This is a genomic window from Pseudomonas oplopanacis, assembly GCF_057128725.1.
Window position 1 is genome coordinate 349402 of sequence record NZ_JBSKHV010000001.1, and the last position, 18145, is coordinate 367546.

The following is an 18145-nucleotide window of genomic DNA, read 5'->3' on the forward strand; positions in this document are numbered from 1 at the left end:
AAACCCCTGAAAAACCGTGTTTTTGCGTCTGCGTGTATCCGCCGCCAAGCCAGATACACTGCAATACAAAGGGCGGCGGGCAAGCGGGCCAAGGCTCGATAGACTGCGTGGCATCCCCCACTTACAGAGGCAAGGCCCCCATGGAACACGTCGATCACATTCTCATCGTCGACGATGACCGCGAGATCCGGGAACTGGTAGGCAATTACCTGAAGAAGAACGGCCTGCGCACCACCGTCGTCGCCGACGGCCGCCAAATGCGCGCCTTCCTTGAAACCACGCCGGTGGACCTGATCGTGCTCGACATCATGATGCCCGGCGACGACGGCCTGATGCTCTGCCGCGAATTGCGCGCCGGTAAACATAAGGCCACGCCGGTGTTGATGCTCACCGCACGCAACGACGAAACCGACCGCATCATTGGCCTGGAAATGGGCGCCGATGATTACCTGGTCAAACCGTTCGCCGCCCGCGAGCTGCTCGCCCGCATCAACGCCGTGCTGCGCCGCACGCGCATGTTGCCGCCGAACCTGGTGGTGACCGAAAGCGGCCGGCTGCTGGCCTTCGGTCGCTGGCGCCTGGACACTTCGGCCCGGCACCTGCTGGACGAGGACGGCACCATGGTGGCGCTCAGCGGCGCCGAATATCGTTTGCTGCGGGTCTTCCTCGATCACCCGCAGCGGGTGCTCAATCGCGATCAATTGCTGAACCTGACCCAGGGCCGCGACGCCGACCTGTTCGACCGTTCCATCGACTTGCTGGTCAGCCGCTTGCGTCAGCGTTTGCTCGACGACGCCCGCGAACCGGCTTACATCAAAACCGTGCGCAGTGAAGGCTATGTGTTTTCCCTGGCAGTGGAAGTTATCGGTGCGCCCTCATGAACCTTGCGATTCGCTGGCCCCGCACCCTCGCCTCGCGGCTGTCACTGATCTTCCTTGTCGGCTTGATCCTGGCCCAGGCGCTGTCCTTCGGCGCGCAGTATTACGAGCGTTACGAAACCGCGAAAAACACCATGCTCGGCAACCTCGAGACCGACGTCTCGACCTCCATCGCCATCCTCGACCGCTTGCCGGCCACGGAACGGGCGAGCTGGCTGCAGCAACTGGAACGGCGCAACTACCGCTACTTGCTGGATGAAGGTTCGCCGGGCACGGCCATGCGCGACACGCCGATTGCCGTGACGTCGATCAAGGACGCTATCGGCAAGGACTACCCGATGACCGTGACCGACATTCCCGGCCCGATCAAACACTTCCAGGTCCACCTGAAACTGGCGGATGGCAGCCCGGTGACCATCGACGTGCGTCCATCGATGGTGCCGTTGTCGCCATGGCTGCCGTTCGTGTTGCTCGGTCAATTGGCGTTGCTGATCGCCTGCACCTGGCTGGCCGTGCGCATCGCCATCCGCCCGCTGACACGCCTTGCCCAAGCCGTGGAAACCCTCGACCCGAATGCCCACGCGGTGCACCTGGACGAAAAAGGCCCGACCGAAGTCGCCCACGCGGCCAAGGCGTTCAATGCCATGCAGGCGCGCATTGCCGCGTACCTCAAGGAACGCATGCAACTGTTGGCGGCGATTTCCCACGACCTGCAAACCCCGATCACCCGCATGAAACTGCGCGCCGAATTCATGGACGACTCGGTCGAAAAAGACAAACTGTGGAACGACCTAGGCGAGATGGAACACCTGGTACGCGAAGGCGTGGCGTACGCGCGCAGCATTCACGGCTCCACCGAAGAAAGCCGGCGCACCGACATGGACTCATTCCTCGACAGTCTGGTGTTCGACTATCAGGACATGGGCAAAGACGTGCAACTGGGCGGCAAAAGTGAAGCCGTCATCAACACTCGACCCCATGCGTTGCGGCGGGTGTTGGTGAACCTGACCGACAATGCCTTAAAGTTCGCGGGCGCAGCCGAACTCAAGGTGGAAAGCAAAAACGGCAGCCTGTCGGTGAAAGTCATGGACCGGGGGCCGGGCATTGCCGAGGAAGAGCTGGCACAGGTAATGGAGCCGTTCTACCGGGTGGAAAACTCGCGCAACCGCAGTACCGGCGGCACCGGACTTGGGCTGGCGATTGCCCAGCAACTGGCGTTGGCCATCGGCGGGTCGTTGGTCTTGAGTAATCGTGAAGGCGGTGGTTTGTGTGCTGAGTTGAAGTTGCCGATTCGACCTGCCAGTCAGTAAACAGACGCAGGGGCGCAGGAAAGCCTCTATATTGTGGGGCGCTGCCGGGCGATTTGCCCTTGCGGCGCATCATCATGAATAGGGATATCGGTAAATGGATGACAACAGAAGGCCCATCAAGACACGGTCGGCGGGCTGGGCAAAACGCATCACCGACCGCTTGGTGAAACGCGACATTTCCCCCAACCAGATCTCCGTCGCCAGCATCGCTTTCGCGCTCGCCGGGGCGGCGGCCCTGAATATCGATAACGGCCTCGTCGGCTCGATCCTCTGCGCCATCGGCATTCAGCTGCGCCTGCTGTGCAACCTGTTCGACGGCATGGTGGCCATTGAGGGCGGCAAGAAGTCCGACATCGGCAGCCTCTACAACGAATTCCCCGACCGCATTGCCGACAGCCTGCTGATCATCGGGCTCGGCTATGCCATCGGGCACATCGACCTCGGCTGGTTTGCCGCATTGGCCGCGGCGCTGACGGCGTATGTTCGCGTGTTTGGCGGTTCGCTGGGCCTCAAGCAGACCTTCATCGGCCCCATGGCCAAGCAGCACCGAATGGCGGTGATGACCGCCGGGCTGCTGCTGAATGCGTTCGAAGCCACGATGTATGGCACGCACTACGCACTGTTGATCGCGCTGGTGATCATCGCCGCCGGGGCCGCTGCGACCTGTGTCACGCGAACCCTGGCCATCTCGCGTCAGCTCAAGGGGAATCTCCATGTGGATCAGTAATGCGCTGATTTCAGTGCTGCGTTTCCTGATCGGTGTCACCGCCCGCTGGGAAAGCCCGCCGGACCTGACCCGCCAGCGCATCTACTTTGCCAATCACACCAGCCACATGGACACGCTGGCAATCATCGCCGCCCTGCCCCCCGAAGCCCGGGTCAACGTGAAACCGGTGGCCGCCGCCGACTACTGGGGAAAGAACCGCTTTCTGCGCTACATCTCGCAGAAAGGCCTGAATGCCGTGCTGATCGACCGCAACCCGACGCCGGGTGCCAATGTGCTTGAGCCGATTTTCGATGTGGTGCGCGCCGGCCATTCGATCATCATCTTTCCGGAAGGCACGCGCTCCAGCCAGGCCTTGCCCGGGGAATTCAAATCCGGCCTGTACCGATTGGCCGAGGCGTTCCCCGAGGTTGATCTGGTGCCCATCTACCTGGAAAACCTGCACCGCTCCATGCCCAAGGGCAAACACGTGCCGCTGCCCATCATCTGCACCATCCGTATCGGCAACCCGATGCCACGGATTGCCGATGAGGAAAAACAGGTGTTTCTGCAACGGGCGCGTGACGCCATCGTGAGGTTGTCGGCATGACGCTCGAACAAAAGTTTTTGTGGTTCTTTGGCGCCATCGCCTGCTTGCTGGCGGTGGCTTCGATCATTGGCCGCGTGCTGGCCAAACGGGCGACAACCGAGGGCTCGATCTCGACCATCGAAAACCTCAATCAGCGCGTGAATGCCTGGTGGGGGATGGTGATCATCTTCTTCGTCTCCTACCTGCTGGGCGGGAATGCGACGGTCATTCTGTTCGGCTTCATTTCGCTGTTCGCCCTCCGGGAATTCATCACCCTGACGCCCACCCGCCCCGGCGACCATAACGCGCTATTCTCGGCATTTTTCATCCTGATCCCGCTGCAATACGTGCTGATCGGCACGCACTGGTATTCGCTGTTCACCCTGTTGATTCCGGTGTACGCCTTCCTGCTGCTGCCGGCGATAGCGGTGCTGAGCCAGGACACCGACAGCTTTCTGGAGCGCGCGGCCAAGATTCAATGGGGGGTGATGATTTGCATCTATTGCATCAGCCACGCCCCGGCCCTGTTGTTGCTGGACCTGCAAGGGTTCACCGGGCAGAACGCGTTGTTGCTGTTCTATCTGGTGTTTGTCGTTCAGTTGAGTGACGTGTTGCAGTACGTGTTCGGCAAGCTCTTTGGCAAACACAAAGTCGCGCCGCTGGTGAGCCCGTCGAAAACCGTTGAAGGTTTGGTGGGTGGCGGCTTGTCGGCCACGCTGATTGGCGGGTGCATGTTCTGGATGACGCCGTTCAATTTCTGGCAGTCGCTGCTGATGTCGCTGGTGATTGTGGTGATGGGGTTTCTCGGTGGGCTGGTCATGTCAGCGATCAAGCGCAGCCTGAGCGCCAAGGATTGGGGCACCATGATCAAAGGGCATGGCGGCATGCTCGACCGGATGGATTCAATCTGCTTTGCGGCACCGATTTTCTTTCACCTGACGCGGTATTTTTTCTCCGCTTGAACCACGCAGCTGATCTGGAGTGGACAAACTACTGTGGGAGCGAGCCTGCTCGCGAAGGCGCAGTATCAGTCGATAATTATGTTGGCTGACGCACCACCTTCGCGAGCAAGCTCGCTCCCACAGGGTTAATGCGGTGCTTGGGTAATGGTGGTCAGCCCACCACCCCTTCCCCGTGCATCTGGCGCAACAACGCCGCGCCGCTCTGCATGAACTCCGCAGAACCGCTCGCCCCCGCCTCGACCGCCAAACCTTCCAGCTGCGCCTGTCCATCCAGCTCGGGAAACGCCTCGATCCGCTGCAACAACCGCCACGCCAACGGGCTCAGTTCGGAAAACTTCACACTCCAGTCTTCCGCCCGGCGCACCAATAACAACGTCGGCTGAGCCGGTGCTGCCTTGGGTTGGAAATCCGGCCCGACCAACTGCACCGGCCAGCCATACGCCAACGGCCATGCCAGTGGCGAAACCTGCAACGGCCGCTGCAGGATCAACGCCGCATCGCTGCGCGTCAACGGCTCGGCATCGGACTGCTGCAGCGCCATCTCGACCCATTCGTAATGCGCCAGCTCCACCATGAACGGCGGCCATGTGCCCTCGCTCAACGCCTGCGGTTCAGCTGCGAGAAACTCGATATATTCCTTGGCGATCTCGCCGAATTTCGGCGTCTGCGCGCGGTAATCCCGCAGGAAAATCCGCACCAGCGTGCGCCACTGCTCATCACCGAGAATCTTGATCAGCACCGGGAACGTCCCGCTGAGCAACGTCGACAGGTTGGCGAAAATCAGGTCGCGATACACCTGGGCTCGCGCCGCATTCATTTCACCGGGGGGCGCGCAGTGATCGGGATCGCGCAGGTAGCGACCCAAGGTGGTTTGCTGTTCAAACAGGCTCGGCTTATCCACGGTTCATTCCCTCGGTTTGCAAGCGGCGAATGGTCTGCAATTCGGCCACCAGTTCAGAAAACGCCGGGAAGTTGAAATCCCGCTCCAGCAGCGTCGGTTGCGCGCCGAATCGGGCATACGCCTGCGCCAGCAACGACCAGACCACCGGTTTCACCGAGGCGCCGTGGGTGTCGATTTTCAAGGTATCGGACTCATCGAAGTGCCCGGCCACGTGCATGCCCACCACCCGGCCGGAATCGACATTGGCCAAAAAGGTCAGCGGATCGAAACCGTGGTTGATCGAATTGACGTACACGTTGTTGACGTCGAGCAGCAGGTCGCAATCGGCCTCGCGCAACACCGCGTTGGTGAAGGTCACCTCGTCCATGTCCTGCTGTGGCGCGGCGTAATAGGACACGTTTTCCACCGCCAGACGCCGCCCGAGAATGTCCTGGGCCTGACGGATACGCGCCGCCACGTGGTGCACCGCTTCTTCGGTGAACGGCAGCGGCAACAGGTCGTAGAGATGGCCGTCATCGCTGCAATAGCTCAAATGCTCGCTGTACAACGGCACCTGGTGCTGGTCGAGGAACACCCGCACTTCTTGCAAAAATCCCACGTCCAGTGGCGCCGGTCCGCCGAGGGACAACGACAAGCCGTGACAGGACAAAGGGAATCGTTCGGCCAGGGTGCGCAATGCGTGGCCATGGGCACCGCCGATGCCGATCCAGTTTTCCGGCGCGACTTCCAGAAAGTCGAAATCGCCGGTACGGGCGGCCAGAAGGTCTTTCATTAAACCGCGACGCAGGCCGAGCCCGACGCTGGCCTTGGTGGGTGTGGAAGAGGTCTGCATGGTGTCGATCTCAATGATTGCCATAACGGAATCACAGTTAATCGAAGCGCTGTATCGGGGCTGTGTTCGGTTGTGGCAGAAAATCCGGGTGGATGTATCAGCAGCGGGTCTGTACACACTTCGGTACAGACCCGTGGGTGGGCGTTACGCCAGGTCGTATTTCTCGCGCACCAGATGGCCGATGCCTATGCGGTCCAGCACGGTCATCGGGCACAGGAAGGTCACGCGCACGGTGCCGGGCAAGCGGCTGATGTCGATGGAGCCGGTGATGGTCGCGCGGTTGAGCACCTCGTCATACGGCAGGCCGGTGACCGAGGCCGCGCGCTTCAGGCCGTTTTCCACGGCGACGTTGAGGTTTTCGCCGCTGCCTATAAAGGTGATCGGGCCGCTCTGCTCGATGTCATGCTGACCCCAGCGTTCGCCCAATTCGCGGACTTTCTGCCGTTGTTCGGCCGTCATCGGACGGGCCATGGGCGGCAGGTCGTCCAGGTTTTGCAGGAGGATCGGGCCTTCCAGCGTCAGGTGCTTGATCACTTGGACCTGCACTTCGGTTTCCCCGGAGCAATCGGTGGCGTGCCCGGCGATTTCGCCGTTGCCCTGCTGGGCATGCATGTCGCCCATGTACACCCCGGCGCCGGGCACTTTCACCGGACAGATCAGCACACAGCCTTCGCGGATCGAGTTGGTGTCCATGTGGCCGTCGGTTTTCGCCGCGTGCAGTTCTTCGCGGGTCATGCCGAAACGGTGCGGTGCGTTGATCAGGTATTGGCCGAAATCGGCGCAGTTGTGCGAGTCCGGCAAGTCACGGGACGGCGTGGTGCCGATGTTGCCGAGGAACGGGCGCATGTGCGCGGCCACACCGGGGATGTCGGCGCGGGCCAGCGACAGGATCGAATGCTGGGCGGCAAAATCCGGCAGTGCCGACATCTCGGAGGCGTTGCCGGCCAGTCGGTTGGCGACATCCTGATTGACGGTCAGGCTGACCTGATTTTGCGCATCAAACACGATCACGTAACCGTGGCTGAAACGAAACGCGCTGACTTCGGCGCCGCAGTTGTTGCAACGAATCGAGTCTTCACCGATGCCTTCGACGTGGCTGGCCGGGTGATCAGTGCCGCACTTGGAGCAGAATTTGGAGACGAACGGGTCGCCGTTGTAGCGCCCCTCGACAAAACTCATGACCCCGGACGACGTCGCCAGCGAGGTCACGCGCATGCTTTTGATTTTGATCGCCACCGCATCACCGACTTCGGCGCCGGCAATGGCCACCGGTTGCGTGACTTCGTGGCCACCTTCGAACGCCGGCGTGATCATCGGCCCCCAGCAGCCCGGCGGCGTGCCGGTGATCAGCGTGCCACCGTCGGCCAGCGGCCCGAGCATGGGCTGGCTTGGGCCGATGATGCCTTGGGTGTAATGGTCGACGCGCAGGCGATTGACGGGGTTGGTTTCAGACACAAGCTTAGTCATCAGGGGGTTCCCTTCACGGAGTGAGAATGCCTGCGCGGAACCGGTGTTCGGGCGCTGGATGGCTTGTACAGTTCATCGCAGGTTTGTATCCGGGCTGTGTTCGGCAATGGCCGGCGGTGGCTGAAACTGTATCGGGTGCGGGTTTAGATACAGTGCGATACACACCGCCATTCCCCCGAGAAAACAAAAATCCCCTTGTGGGAGCGAGCCTGCTCGCGAAGGCGGCGTCTCAATCGACATTTATGCTGACTGACACACAGCCTTCGCGAGCAGGCTCGCTCCCACAGGGGATTTGTGTTCCCACAGGACGGGCTATGTCAGGCCGGGAAAAGGGCTTTCGTCGCGCCAGGCCGCAGCGTGCGGGCCACGAACTAAACTTAGTGCACCCAGGACGTGCATGGCCGTCCTGTTCATTCCCACGACCACCGCCCAGAGCCGAACGCCTCGAAAACAAGCCCTCTGGACCGTGATCCTGCCAAAGGAGCACACGTGATGGACGAGGCCAGACTCAATGATTTCATGGGCAAACTGGTAAACGACATGGGCGGCGCGGCGATGCTCGCCAATGTCATCCTCGGCGAGGAGCTCGGCCTGTACCGGGCCATGGCCGACAGTCAGCCGATCAGCCCCGAAACGCTCGCCGAAAAAACCGCCTGCAACCCCCGCCTGGTGCGCGAATGGCTCAGCGCCCACGCGGCGTCGGGTTACATGGAACACCGCGACGGCCAGTTCCGCCTGCCCGAAGAACAAGCCCTGGCCCTGGCCATCGAAGACTCGCCGGTCTACATAGCCGGTGGTATCGGCGTGGTCGCGTCGTTTTTCCATGACAAAGACAAACTGGTCAAAGCCATGCGCGGCGACGGCGCCCTGCCTTGGGGCGATCACCATCCGTGCATGTTCAGCGGCACCGAACGGTTTTTCCGGCCCGGTTACAAAGCGCATCTGATCGCCGAGTGGTTGCCGGCCCTGGATGGCGTGGTGGCGAAACTGGAGGCTGGCGCGAAAGTCGCGGACATCGGCTGCGGGCATGGCGCGTCGACGGTGATCATGGCCCAGGCGTTCCCGGACTCACGGTTTGTCGGGTTCGACTATCACGCGCCCTCCGTCACCGTCGCCACCCAGCGGGCCGAAGAAGGCGGCGTGTCCGGGCGGGCACGGTTCTTCCAGGGCACCGCCAAGAGCTACCCCGGCGACGACTATGACCTGGTCTGCTACTTCGACTGCCTGCACGACATGGGCGACCCGGTGGGCGCGGCCAAACATGCCTATGAATCGTTGAAACCGGATGGCACGGTGTTGCTGGTCGAGCCGTTTGCCAATGACTCGCTCGACGACAACATCACCCCGGTGGGACGGTTGTTCTACGCGGCTTCGACGTTCATCTGCACGCCGAACTCGCTGTCCCAGGAAGTCGGCCTCGGGCTCGGCGCCCAGGCCGGTGAAGCGCGGTTGCGCAAGGTGTTCACCGAGGCGGGATTCAAGTCGTTCCGGCGCGCCACGGAAACACCGTTCAACCTGATTCTGGAAGCACGTAAATAAGCCTTAATCATCACCCGGGCAGACGCGCTGTCCGGGTGATCGGTCTGCTACGCTGCACACACTCAAGGTCTTCCCCGGAGTGTTGAACATGCTCGACAGCCTCCTGCGCGAACAACTCGAGCGGCTTCGGCAACTCATGGCTGAACAGCCGTTTGTGGTGCTGACCGGCGCCGGCATCAGTACCCCGTCAGGCATTCCGGACTACCGCGATAACCAGGGCGTGCGCCGGGGCCGACAGCCGATGATGTACCAGGAATTTCTCTCCGCCCCGCAATCGCGTCGACGTTATTGGGCACGGGCCATGCTCGGCTGGCCGCGGGTGCGTCTGGCGCAGCCGAATGTCGCGCACGAGGCGCTGGCCAGTTTGCAAAGCAGGCAGCAGATCAGCGGCCTGATCACCCAGAACGTCGACACCCTGCACGATCAGGCCGGCAGTCACGATGTGATCGAACTGCACGGCAGCTTGCACCGGGTGCTGTGCCTGGATTGCGGGATACGCAGCGAGCGGGATGTCATTCAGCGATTGATGGAAGCGCAGAACCCGTACCTGGCCGGGGTCGACGCGGTACAGGCGCCGGATGGCGACACCTTGCTGGACGCGGCATTCGAAGCGCGGTTTCAGGTGCCACAGTGCCCGCATTGCAAGGGCGAGCGGATGAAGCCGGACGTGGTGTTTTTTGGCGAGAACGTGGCGCAGGCCACGGCGGCCAAGGCAATGGCAACGGTGGAAAAGGCTGCGGGGTTGCTGGTGGTCGGGTCTTCGTTGATGGCGTATTCCGCGTTTCGCCTGTGCCGGGCAGTGGCGGATCAAGGGAAGCCGTTGATTGCGATGAATCTGGGGAAGACTCGGGCGGACGACATTCTGGACCTGAAGATTGAAGGCTCGTGCGAACAGCTTTTGCCGCTGTTGGCCCAGCGCCTGAACAGTTAACAACTGAAGAAACCTAATCCCCTTGTGGGAGCGAGCCTGCTCGCGAATGCGGATACACATTCACCATCGATGTCGACTGATCCACCGCCTTCGCGAGCAGGCTCGCTCCCACATTAGATTTGTGTGGGTTATCAGGCCGGTGATCAGTGCGTGGCGATGGGTTGGCCGAGTTCTTCCTTGAGGATATCGAACAACGCCTGCGCCGCCGCCGACAGTTCACCGCCAGGCTGGGTCAAGACGCCGATGGCCCGCTCCACCACCGGATCGCGCAGGGTGATGCACCGCGCACCGAGCTCTTGCATCTGCCCCGCGCACAGCGCCGGCACCGCGCTCACACCCAACCCGCTGGCAACCATCCGCCCGACCGTCGCCAATTGATGACTTTCAAACTCCACCGGCAATTTCATCCCCCGCGCCTGTAGGTGTTCCTCCAGCATCACCCGTACCGTCGACGGTCGCTGCAAGGTGATGAACGGCTCCTTGAGCAGCATCTGCCAATCGATATCATCATGCTCGGTCAGCGGTGAATCCTTCGGCACAATGGCCACGAACCGGTCCATGTACAGCGGCGTAAACGCCAACGACGAACTCTGCGTCGGCTCAAACGCCACGCCCAGCTCAACCTGGCGGTCGCGGACCATTTCCAGCACCTGCTCGTTGATCACGTCATTCACCGTGACGTTGACCTTGGGATAGCGCGCACGGAAGGTCTTGAGGATCGGCGGCAGCAGGTTGCCGGCAAACGACGGCATCGCCGCCAGCGTCACGCGACCGCGCTGCAGGGTGAAGCGCTGGCGCAGTTCGTCCTCGGCATTGTCCCAATCGGCGATCAACCGACGGGCCAGCGGCACCAGCGATTCGCCCTCGGCGGTCAGCGCCACGTTGCGCGTGTTGCGGGTGAACAAGCGCCCGCCCAGGCCCTCCTCCAGCGCCTTGATGGTCAGGCTCAATGCCGATTGCGACAGATGCAGGCGTTCGCAGGCCACGGCAAAACTCAGGCTCTGGGCCACTGCCAGGAAGGCGCGGATCTGCTTGACTGTCATGGCCGGTGGCTCCAACGTAATACGGGTGATCGATTGGTGAGTTTTATCTATCAATCCACCTTAAAAATCAACTTAACAAATGAATACAACAGCGAGACACTCCCTCCCATTCGGCTAGCCAGCCGCCCACAAAGAATAAAAGAGGTGCATATGGCAGGTTTCGACAAGCGCGTGAGTTCCTACGAGGAAGCTCTGGCAGGTCTGGAAGACGGCATGACCGTGATCGCTGGTGGCTTCGGCCTGTGCGGGATCCCGGAAAACCTGATCAACGAGATCAAACGCAAAGGCACCCGCGACCTGACCGTGGTTTCCAACAACTGCGGCGTCGACGGTTTCGGCCTCGGTGTGCTGCTGACCGACCGCCAGATCAGCAAAGTGGTGGCCTCCTATGTCGGCGAAAACAAGCTGTTTGAAGAACAACTGCTCAAGGGCGAAATCGAAGTCGTCCTGACCCCGCAAGGCACCCTCGCTGAAAAAATGCGCGCTGGCGGCGCCGGCATCCCGGCATTCTTCACCGCGACTGGCGTTGGCACTCCGGTCGCCGACGGCAAGGAAGTCCGCGAATTCCATGGCCGCAAGTACCTGATGGAAGAATCCATTACCGGTGACTTCGCCATCGTCAAAGGCTGGAAAGCCGACCATTTCGGTAACGTGATCTATCGCCACACCGCCCAGAATTTCAACCCGCTGGCCGCCACCGCCGGCAAGATCACCGTGGTCGAAGTCGAAGAAATCGTCGAACCCGGCGAGCTGGACCCGGCGCAGATCCATACCCCTGGCATCTACGTCGACCGGATCATCTGCGGCACGTTCGAGAAGCGCATCGAACAGCGCACCATCCGTAAGTGATCCCCTGCCCCCGGACCGAATGAAGGAATAACAACAATGGCACTTTCCCGCGAACAAATGGCTCAACGCGTCGCCCGCGAAATGCAGGACGGCTTCTACGTCAACCTGGGCATCGGCATCCCGACCCTGGTCGCCAACTACATCCCTGAAGGCATGGAAGTCATGCTGCAGTCGGAAAACGGCCTGCTGGGCATGGGTCCTTTTCCTACCGAAGAAACCATTGATGCCGACATGATCAACGCCGGCAAACAAACGGTGACCGCACGCACCGGCGCATCGATTTTCTCCTCAGCCGAGTCCTTCGCGATGATCCGCGGCGGCCACGTCGACCTGACCGTGCTGGGCGCCTTTGAAGTTGACGTGCAAGGCAACATCGCCTCGTGGATGATTCCCGGCAAACTGGTCAAGGGCATGGGCGGCGCGATGGACCTGGTGGCTGGCGCAGACAACATCATCGTTATCATGACCCACGCGTCCAAGGACGGTGAGTCCAAGTTGCTGGGCCAATGCAGCCTGCCGCTGACCGGCGCCGGTTGCATCAAGCGCGTATTGACCGATCTGGCTTACCTGGAAATCGAAAACGGCGCGTTCATTCTCAAGGAACGTGCACCGGGCGTCAGCGTCGAGGAAATCGTCGCCAAGACTGCGGGTAAACTGATTGTTCCCGATCACGTTCCAGAAATGCAGTTCGCTGACCAGTGAGGAATCCTTCCATGCAAGACGTCGTCATTGTCGCCGCCACCCGCACTGCCATTGGCAGTTTCCAGGGCTCTCTGGCCGGCGTTTCCGCGGTTGACCTCGGCGCGGCGGTGATCCGTCAGCTGCTGGCGCAAACCGGGCTGAACCCGGCCGAGGTCGATGAAGTGATCATGGGCCAGGTCCTGACCGCCGGTGCCGGGCAAAACCCTGCGCGCCAGTCCGCGATCAAGGCCGGCCTGCCGTTCACCGTGCCGGCCATGACCCTGAACAAGGTCTGCGGTTCGGGCCTCAAGGCCCTGCACCTGGCCACCCAGGCCATTCGCTGCGGTGATGCCGACGTGATCATTGCCGGCGGCCAGGAAAACATGAGCCTGTCCAACTACGTGATGCCGGGTGCTCGCACCGGTTTGCGCATGGGCCACGCGCAAATCGTCGACACCATGATCAGCGACGGCCTGTGGGATGCGTTCAACGATTACCACATGGGCATCACCGCCGAGAACCTCGCCGAGAAGTACAGCCTGACCCGCGAGCAACAGGACGCCTTCGCGGCGGCCTCCCAGCAAAAAGCCACGGCGGCCATCGAAGCCGGGCGTTTTGTCGATGAGATCACGCCGATCCTGATTCCTCAGCGCAAGGGCGATCCGCTGTCCTTCGCCACCGATGAACAACCGCGCGCCGGCACCACCGCTGAAGCGCTGGGCAAGCTGAAACCGGCGTTCAAGAAGGACGGTTCGGTGACCGCAGGCAACGCGTCATCGCTGAACGACGGCGCCGCTGCCGTGATCCTGATGAGCGCCGACAAAGCCAAGGCCCTCGGCCTGCCAGTGCTGGCGACTATCGCTGCTTACGCCAACGCCGGCGTAGACCCGGCGATCATGGGCATCGGCCCGGTGTCGGCCACGCGCCGTTGCCTGAGCAAGGCCGGTTGGTCCATTGATCAACTCGACCTGATCGAAGCCAACGAAGCCTTCGCCGCGCAATCACTGGCGGTGGCCAAGGACCTGGAATGGGACTTGAACAAGGTCAACGTCAACGGCGGCGCCATCGCCCTGGGTCACCCGATCGGTGCATCGGGCTGCCGCGTGCTCGTGACCTTGCTGCATGAAATGATCAAGCGCGACGCCAAGAAAGGCCTCGCCACCCTGTGTATCGGCGGTGGTCAGGGCGTGGCATTGGCGATCGAACGAGCGTAAAGCGTTCATCAGACTGCGCGGGGACCCACGAAGATCCGCTGCAGCCTGGCAACACCCCCGGTGCTTCTGTGGCGAGGGGGCTTGCCCCCGTTGGGTTGCGCAGCAACCCCCAAAATGTCGGTATTGGTCGAAAATTTTGGGGGAGCGCTTCGCACTCCAACGGGGGCAAGCCCCCTCACCACAAAAAAACACTCTGGCCACAGCTAGTCAGTGCCTACATGAACTGACTGGCATCAGATGCACCGGGTTCTATTACCTGCCGTCAGGCAAATTTCACCAGATTCAGCGTCGGCAGCGGGCCACCCGGAAACTGCGTCAATCGTGCGCCAACACTCAATCCCCCCAGATCGATCCCGAAGAATCCCAACTGATCGATCAGCGCCGCCACTTGGGCTTTCGCCTGAGTGTCATCCCCCGAGAAAAACAGCACTCTACGACCGCCCTCCGCCGCCGGGTCGCTCTCCAGCAGACGCGCCTGAAGGTGATTGAACGCCTTGACCAACCGCGCACCGGGCACCCATTCAGCGAACACTTCGCTGGACATCCGGCCGTTCAGATCTACTGCCTTGAACAACGGCGCTTCAATCGAGTTGTTCGCATCAATGACAATCCGCCCGCCGAAATCCGGCAGACCACCCAACGCTGCCGGCAATTTCGACCAATTCACCGCGACCAGCACAATTGCCTGCGCGGCCGCTTCTTCACGGGTGCCGGCACGCGCCGTCGGCCCGAGTTCTTCTACCAGCGAAGTCAAGGTGTGTGGTCCACGGCTGTTGGCGATAACCAGTTCAATGCCTTGACGCGAAAGGGCTCTGGCAAAGGCTGCGCCGATCGCACCGGCGCCGATGATTCCAATAGTGTTCATGAATATTCACTCCGAAGGGTTGTCGTTGGAGTGAATACTGCGCTTGCCATTAGCATTTGATTAGACGGTAATGCCTTGAATGATTTTCAAGCTTTGCTATCAGGTAAACGCCATGGAAACCCTCGCCAACCTTGAGTCCTTTGTGCGTAGCGCGGAAACCCGCAGCTTTTCCGCAGCGGCGCGTTTGTTGGCCCTGACACCCGCCGCTGTCAGCCGAAACGTCGCGATGCTTGAACGAAACCTCGGAGTACGGCTGCTCCAGCGCTCGACCCGCAAGCTCTCGCTGACCGAGGCCGGCGAGGGGTTTCTGGCGAGCATCGGCGGCAATCTGGAGGCGTTGCAGGCGGCGATCAACGCGGTATCCAGTGATCGAGGCGAGCCCGCTGGCGTGCTCAAAGTCAGTCTCGCGCCGACCTTTGGTATCGGTCATATCCTGCCGCTGCTGCCGGCCTTCCTTGAACGTTATCCATTGATCAAACCGGAATGGCACTTCGAAAACCGTCCCGTGGATTTGATTGCCGAAGGCTACGACGTGGCCATCGGCGGCGGCTTCGAACTAACGCCAGGCATGGTATCGCGCACACTGGCAGCGGCAGATGTGGTGGCGGTGGCTTCTCCCGCGTATCTGGCGGGACGAGCGTTTCCGGATGATCCGACGCAGTTGTCCCGATTCAACGGCATCGTGATGCGCGGCAGCCGCACCGGGCGGATCAGGCAGTGGATCATGCAGGATCGCGCGGGTCATGAAGCACCGGCCAGTCTGAGCGAAACCATCGTGCTCAATGACCCGGCGGCCATGCGCGAAGCGGCGTTGCTCGGTTTGGGTGTGACGCTGTTGGTGTTGCCGGACGTGAGTACCTACCTCCAGCGTGGCGAATTGGTGCGTTTACTGCCGGACTGGCATGCTGATGCCGGGCCGATTTCGCTGTACTACCCGAGCCGGACGCTGATGCCAGCCAAGACCCGGGTGTTTATTGATTTTGTGGTTGAGGCGTTCCAGCGATAGACCGTGTCATCGTTCTTCGCGAGCAGGCTCGCTCCCACAGTTGATCTTCGGTGAGCACAAAATCCCTGTGGGAGCGAGCCTGCTCGCGATGAGGCCAGCCCGGTCACCCCAGAAACTGGAAGATCAACCAAGAATTCGCCCCACTGATCACCACAAACAATCCCCACGCCAGCACCCGAGTCGGCCAGCGATTGACGAACGTCCCCATCAACTGGCGATCGTTGGTCATGCGAATCAACGGGTACAACGCAAACGGCAACTGCAAGCTCAACACCACCTGACTCAACACCAGCAACTTGCCAATCGCACTGTCGCCCATCAGCCAGACCCCGATGAACGCCGGAATCAGCGCCAGCCCGCGGGTGATCAAGAGCCGTTGCCAGCATGGAATCCGCAGGTTCAGGAACCCCTCCATGATCACCTGCCCGGCGATGGTCCCGGTAAAGGTCGAACTCTGCCCCGACGCCAGCAACGCCACGCCGAACAACACGCTGGCCAACGCCCCGCCCACCAGCGGATCCAGCAAGTGATAGGCATCCTGGATATCCACCACATCGGTATGCCCGGTCTTGTGGAACGCAGCCGCCGCGAGAATCAGGATCGCCGCGTTCACCAACAGCGCCAACGCCAGCGAGCCGATGGTGTCGATGCGCGCCAGGTTCACCGCGTCCTGCTTGCTGGCCAGGTCCTTGCCGATCATTCGGGTCTGCACGATCGAGGTGTGCAGGTACAGGTTATGCGGCATCACTGTGGCGCCGAGAATGCCGATGGCCAGATACAGCGGTGCGGCGTCGCCAATCGCCGAAAGTGACGGTGTAAAGCCGCGCGCCACGTCCGGCCAGTAAGGTTTGATCAGCAGCAACTCGACGAAAAAACACACGCCGATGGTGCTCACCAGCACCAGCATGATCGCTTCAAGACGACGGAAACCACGGTTTTGCAGGGCCAGCACCAGCAGCGTATCGAATGCGGTCAAGGCGATGCCGAACGTCAGCGAACACCCGAGCAACAGATGGAATGCCAAGGCACAACCGAGCACTTCGGCGAGGTCGGTGGCGATGATCGAGATTTCCGCCAGTACCCACTGCGTGCGTGCCGTGCGCGTGCTGTAGCGCTCGCGGGACAACTGCGCCAGGTCGCGCCCGGTGGCGATGCCCAGCCGCGAACACAAGCACTGCACCACCATCCCCGCCAGACTCGCCAGCAACACCACAAACAACAGGCTGTAACCAAAGCGCGAACCGGCCTCGATGGCGGTCGCCCAGTTGCCCGGGTCCATGTAGCCGATGGACACCAGTAAACCCGGCCCGGCAAAGCTCAGCACCCGTTTAAAGAATGAAGCGCGCGGATCAACGGGAACGGTGCCGGCCACTTCTGGCGGGCAGAACGGCGCAGTGGCGACTTTGGGTAAACTGAATTTCACGCACACATCCAGAAACAGGTGAGAGGAGGCAGCTTAGACGTTTCACCCGGCACACCCAAGGGCCAGCAGCTTTGTATACAAAATCCGCCAATCCATAGAGCAATTCAGCGCGCACGATGCTAACGTTGCCGCCTCTCTCAGGAAGGAGACGCGTTCGTGCTGATGCTCAAACTGCTGGTGATTCCAGGATTTCTGTTGCTGATTTCCCTGGCCGGTAAACGCTGGGGGCCGAGCGTGGCCGGTTGGCTGTCCGGGTTGCCGGTGGTGGTCGGGCCGATTCTGTTCTTCCTCGCCATCGAGCAAGGCGAAGTGTTTGCCGCCCAATCGGCGACGGCCGCGTTGTCGGCGATGTTCGCGATGATTGCCTTCTGCGTGACCTATGCCCAGGTTGCCCAGCGCGCCGGTTGGCCGTTGGCGCTGCTGGTGTCGCTGTCCGTCTGGGCCTTGGCAGCCGTCATTCTGTCGCTGATTCCACCGTCCCTGGTGTTTTCGGTCATCGCCGCGGCGACTGCGCTGCTCGCCGCGCCCTACCTGTTTCCCAAAGTGCAGCCGCTGGTGTCCGGCCCGGCGCCGAAGTCCGATAAATTGCTGCTGCGCATGATGGCCGGCGCTCTGCTCACCCTGGCGGTCACGCTACTGGCGAGCACCGTCGGCGAACGCTGGAGCGGCTTGCTCGCGGTGTTCCCGGTGTTGGGCAGCGTGATGGCGGTGTTCTCCCAGCAAACTCGCGGCCCGGCGTTTACCGCCGCGTTGCTGCGCGCCACGGCTACAGGCATGTATTCGTTCGCGGCGTTTTGCCTGGTATTGGCCTTGGCATTGCCGTACATCGGGCTGAGCGCGTTTGCCCTCGGCGTCGCGGTGTCCGTGGCGATGCTCGGGGTCACCCGGCAATTGCTGGCACGCCCGGTCAAGCCGACGACCGAGTCTGGACGATCCGCGATCAACCGCTAAG

At 61.5% G+C, this 18145-nt stretch carries 18 protein-coding genes; 12 read left to right on the forward strand and 6 right to left on the reverse strand.

The features are described from left to right. The first annotated feature begins 140 nt into the window (after window positions 1–140). The 5 genes from ACWKV5_RS01705 to ACWKV5_RS01725 all read left to right on the forward strand — a co-directional run bounded on the left by ACWKV5_RS01705 (window position 141) and on the right by ACWKV5_RS01725 (window position 4442). Window positions 141–881, forward strand: a complete 741-nt coding sequence (locus ACWKV5_RS01705) for a response regulator (protein ID WP_027925241.1) — start codon at window positions 141–143, stop codon at window positions 879–881. Then, entirely contained in the window at window positions 878–2188 is a 1311-nt protein-coding gene (locus ACWKV5_RS01710) for an ATP-binding protein (protein WP_483839885.1), read from the forward strand. Before ACWKV5_RS01705 ends, ACWKV5_RS01710 begins: the two co-directional genes overlap by 4 nt. 94 nt (window positions 2189–2282) lie before the next feature. Then, window positions 2283–2915 (forward strand): CDP-alcohol phosphatidyltransferase family protein, encoded by a 633-nt coding sequence (locus ACWKV5_RS01715; protein WP_483839886.1) that lies wholly within the window; start codon window positions 2283–2285, stop codon window positions 2913–2915. After that, window positions 2902–3501, forward strand: coding sequence for a lysophospholipid acyltransferase family protein (locus tag ACWKV5_RS01720; RefSeq protein ID WP_483839887.1), 600 nt, complete (start codon window positions 2902–2904; stop codon window positions 3499–3501). The genes ACWKV5_RS01715 and ACWKV5_RS01720 overlap by 14 nt, the downstream gene beginning before the upstream one ends. After that, the gene (locus ACWKV5_RS01725; RefSeq protein WP_483839888.1) at window positions 3498–4442 is read left to right on the forward strand and encodes a phosphatidate cytidylyltransferase; all 945 of its coding nucleotides are present in this window, start codon (window positions 3498–3500) and stop codon (window positions 4440–4442) included. Before ACWKV5_RS01720 ends, ACWKV5_RS01725 begins: the two co-directional genes overlap by 4 nt. 151 nt (window positions 4443–4593) lie before the next feature. Here ACWKV5_RS01725 and ACWKV5_RS01730 read toward each other — a convergent pair whose 3' ends face one another. The 3 genes from ACWKV5_RS01730 to ACWKV5_RS01740 all read right to left on the reverse strand — a co-directional run bounded on the left by ACWKV5_RS01730 (window position 4594) and on the right by ACWKV5_RS01740 (window position 7642). After that, entirely contained in the window at window positions 4594–5343 is a 750-nt protein-coding gene (locus tag ACWKV5_RS01730) for an HvfC family RiPP maturation protein (RefSeq protein WP_483839889.1), read from the reverse strand. Further along, window positions 5336–6175: an HvfB family MNIO-type RiPP peptide maturase gene (locus ACWKV5_RS01735; RefSeq protein WP_483840310.1), complete on the reverse strand. Its 840-nt coding sequence runs from the start codon at window positions 6173–6175 to the stop codon at window positions 5336–5338. The genes ACWKV5_RS01730 and ACWKV5_RS01735 overlap by 8 nt, the downstream gene beginning before the upstream one ends. 144 nt (window positions 6176–6319) lie before the next feature. Then, window positions 6320–7642: an acetamidase/formamidase family protein gene (locus ACWKV5_RS01740; protein WP_483839890.1), complete on the reverse strand. Its 1323-nt coding sequence runs from the start codon at window positions 7640–7642 to the stop codon at window positions 6320–6322. A 492-nt stretch (window positions 7643–8134) separates the two neighbouring features. Here ACWKV5_RS01740 and ACWKV5_RS01745 point away from each other — a divergent pair, with 492 nt between their 5' ends. Then, complete coding sequence (locus tag ACWKV5_RS01745) at window positions 8135–9181, forward strand: class I SAM-dependent methyltransferase (RefSeq protein ID WP_483839891.1); 1047 nt, start codon at window positions 8135–8137, stop codon at window positions 9179–9181. 88 nt (window positions 9182–9269) lie between these two features. Then, window positions 9270–10112 carry an NAD-dependent protein deacetylase gene (locus ACWKV5_RS01750; RefSeq protein WP_483839892.1) on the forward strand — a complete coding sequence of 281 codons (843 nt, stop codon included), beginning with the start codon at window positions 9270–9272 and terminating at the stop codon, window positions 10110–10112. Between the two features lie 143 nt (window positions 10113–10255). On the opposite strand, the gene ACWKV5_RS01755 is transcribed toward ACWKV5_RS01750, so the two are convergent. After that, complete coding sequence (locus tag ACWKV5_RS01755) at window positions 10256–11155, reverse strand: LysR substrate-binding domain-containing protein (protein WP_483839893.1); 900 nt, start codon at window positions 11153–11155, stop codon at window positions 10256–10258. Between the two features lie 150 nt (window positions 11156–11305). Between ACWKV5_RS01755 and ACWKV5_RS01760 the strand changes: the two genes are divergently transcribed. Genes ACWKV5_RS01760 through ACWKV5_RS01770 form a run of 3 tightly spaced genes read left to right on the forward strand, consistent with a single transcriptional unit; the run spans window position 11306 to window position 13899 of the window. Then, on the forward strand, window positions 11306–12004 hold the full coding sequence (locus ACWKV5_RS01760) for a CoA transferase subunit A (protein ID WP_027925230.1): 699 nt from the start codon (window positions 11306–11308) through the stop codon (window positions 12002–12004). Window positions 12005–12040: 36 nt separating this feature from the next. Continuing rightward, window positions 12041–12706 carry a CoA transferase subunit B gene (locus tag ACWKV5_RS01765; protein WP_223512947.1) on the forward strand — a complete coding sequence of 222 codons (666 nt, stop codon included), beginning with the start codon at window positions 12041–12043 and terminating at the stop codon, window positions 12704–12706. A gap of 11 nt (window positions 12707–12717) precedes the next feature. Next, window positions 12718–13899 (forward strand): acetyl-CoA C-acetyltransferase, encoded by a 1182-nt coding sequence (locus tag ACWKV5_RS01770; RefSeq protein ID WP_483839894.1) that lies wholly within the window; start codon window positions 12718–12720, stop codon window positions 13897–13899. Window positions 13900–14161: 262 nt separating this feature from the next. On the opposite strand, the gene ACWKV5_RS01775 is transcribed toward ACWKV5_RS01770, so the two are convergent. Beyond that, entirely contained in the window at window positions 14162–14764 is a 603-nt protein-coding gene (locus tag ACWKV5_RS01775) for an NADPH-dependent F420 reductase (RefSeq protein ID WP_483839895.1), read from the reverse strand. A gap of 112 nt (window positions 14765–14876) precedes the next feature. On the opposite strand from ACWKV5_RS01775, the gene ACWKV5_RS01780 reads away from it, so the two are divergent. Further along, the gene (locus ACWKV5_RS01780; RefSeq protein WP_483840311.1) at window positions 14877–15770 is read left to right on the forward strand and encodes a LysR family transcriptional regulator; all 894 of its coding nucleotides are present in this window, start codon (window positions 14877–14879) and stop codon (window positions 15768–15770) included. A 103-nt stretch (window positions 15771–15873) separates the two neighbouring features. On the opposite strand, the gene ACWKV5_RS01785 is transcribed toward ACWKV5_RS01780, so the two are convergent. After that, window positions 15874–17193, reverse strand: a complete 1320-nt coding sequence (locus ACWKV5_RS01785; RefSeq protein ID WP_483839896.1) for an Nramp family divalent metal transporter — start codon at window positions 17191–17193, stop codon at window positions 15874–15876. Between the two features lie 156 nt (window positions 17194–17349). Between ACWKV5_RS01785 and ACWKV5_RS01790 the strand changes: the two genes are divergently transcribed. Beyond that, a complete protein-coding gene (locus ACWKV5_RS01790) occupies window positions 17350–18144 on the forward strand; it encodes a hypothetical protein (RefSeq protein WP_483839897.1) in 795 nt (264 codons plus the stop codon). Window position 18145 lies beyond the last annotated feature (1 nt).

Excerpts from the sequence above, each read along its gene's own strand:
- ACWKV5_RS01705 (WP_027925241.1), top strand. The coding sequence starts at position 141 with ATGGAACACGTCGATCACATTCTCATCGTCGACGATGACCGCGAGATC.
- ACWKV5_RS01710 (WP_483839885.1), top strand. The coding sequence starts at position 878 with ATGAACCTTGCGATTCGCTGGCCCCGCACCCTCGCCTCGCGGCTGTCA.
- ACWKV5_RS01715 (WP_483839886.1), top strand. The coding sequence starts at position 2,283 with ATGGATGACAACAGAAGGCCCATCAAGACACGGTCGGCGGGCTGGGCA.
- ACWKV5_RS01720 (WP_483839887.1), top strand. The coding sequence starts at position 2,902 with ATGTGGATCAGTAATGCGCTGATTTCAGTGCTGCGTTTCCTGATCGGT.
- ACWKV5_RS01725 (WP_483839888.1), top strand. The coding sequence starts at position 3,498 with ATGACGCTCGAACAAAAGTTTTTGTGGTTCTTTGGCGCCATCGCCTGC.
- ACWKV5_RS01735 (WP_483840310.1), bottom strand. The coding sequence starts at position 6,175 with ATGCAGACCTCTTCCACACCCACCAAGGCCAGCGTCGGGCTCGGCCTG.
- ACWKV5_RS01740 (WP_483839890.1), bottom strand. The coding sequence starts at position 7,642 with ATGACTAAGCTTGTGTCTGAAACCAACCCCGTCAATCGCCTGCGCGTC.
- ACWKV5_RS01745 (WP_483839891.1), top strand. The coding sequence starts at position 8,135 with ATGGACGAGGCCAGACTCAATGATTTCATGGGCAAACTGGTAAACGAC.
- ACWKV5_RS01750 (WP_483839892.1), top strand. The coding sequence starts at position 9,270 with ATGCTCGACAGCCTCCTGCGCGAACAACTCGAGCGGCTTCGGCAACTC.
- ACWKV5_RS01755 (WP_483839893.1), bottom strand. The coding sequence starts at position 11,155 with ATGACAGTCAAGCAGATCCGCGCCTTCCTGGCAGTGGCCCAGAGCCTG.
- ACWKV5_RS01760 (WP_027925230.1), top strand. The coding sequence starts at position 11,306 with ATGGCAGGTTTCGACAAGCGCGTGAGTTCCTACGAGGAAGCTCTGGCA.
- ACWKV5_RS01765 (WP_223512947.1), top strand. The coding sequence starts at position 12,041 with ATGGCACTTTCCCGCGAACAAATGGCTCAACGCGTCGCCCGCGAAATG.
- ACWKV5_RS01770 (WP_483839894.1), top strand. The coding sequence starts at position 12,718 with ATGCAAGACGTCGTCATTGTCGCCGCCACCCGCACTGCCATTGGCAGT.
- ACWKV5_RS01775 (WP_483839895.1), bottom strand. The coding sequence starts at position 14,764 with ATGAACACTATTGGAATCATCGGCGCCGGTGCGATCGGCGCAGCCTTT.
- ACWKV5_RS01780 (WP_483840311.1), top strand. The coding sequence starts at position 14,877 with ATGGAAACCCTCGCCAACCTTGAGTCCTTTGTGCGTAGCGCGGAAACC.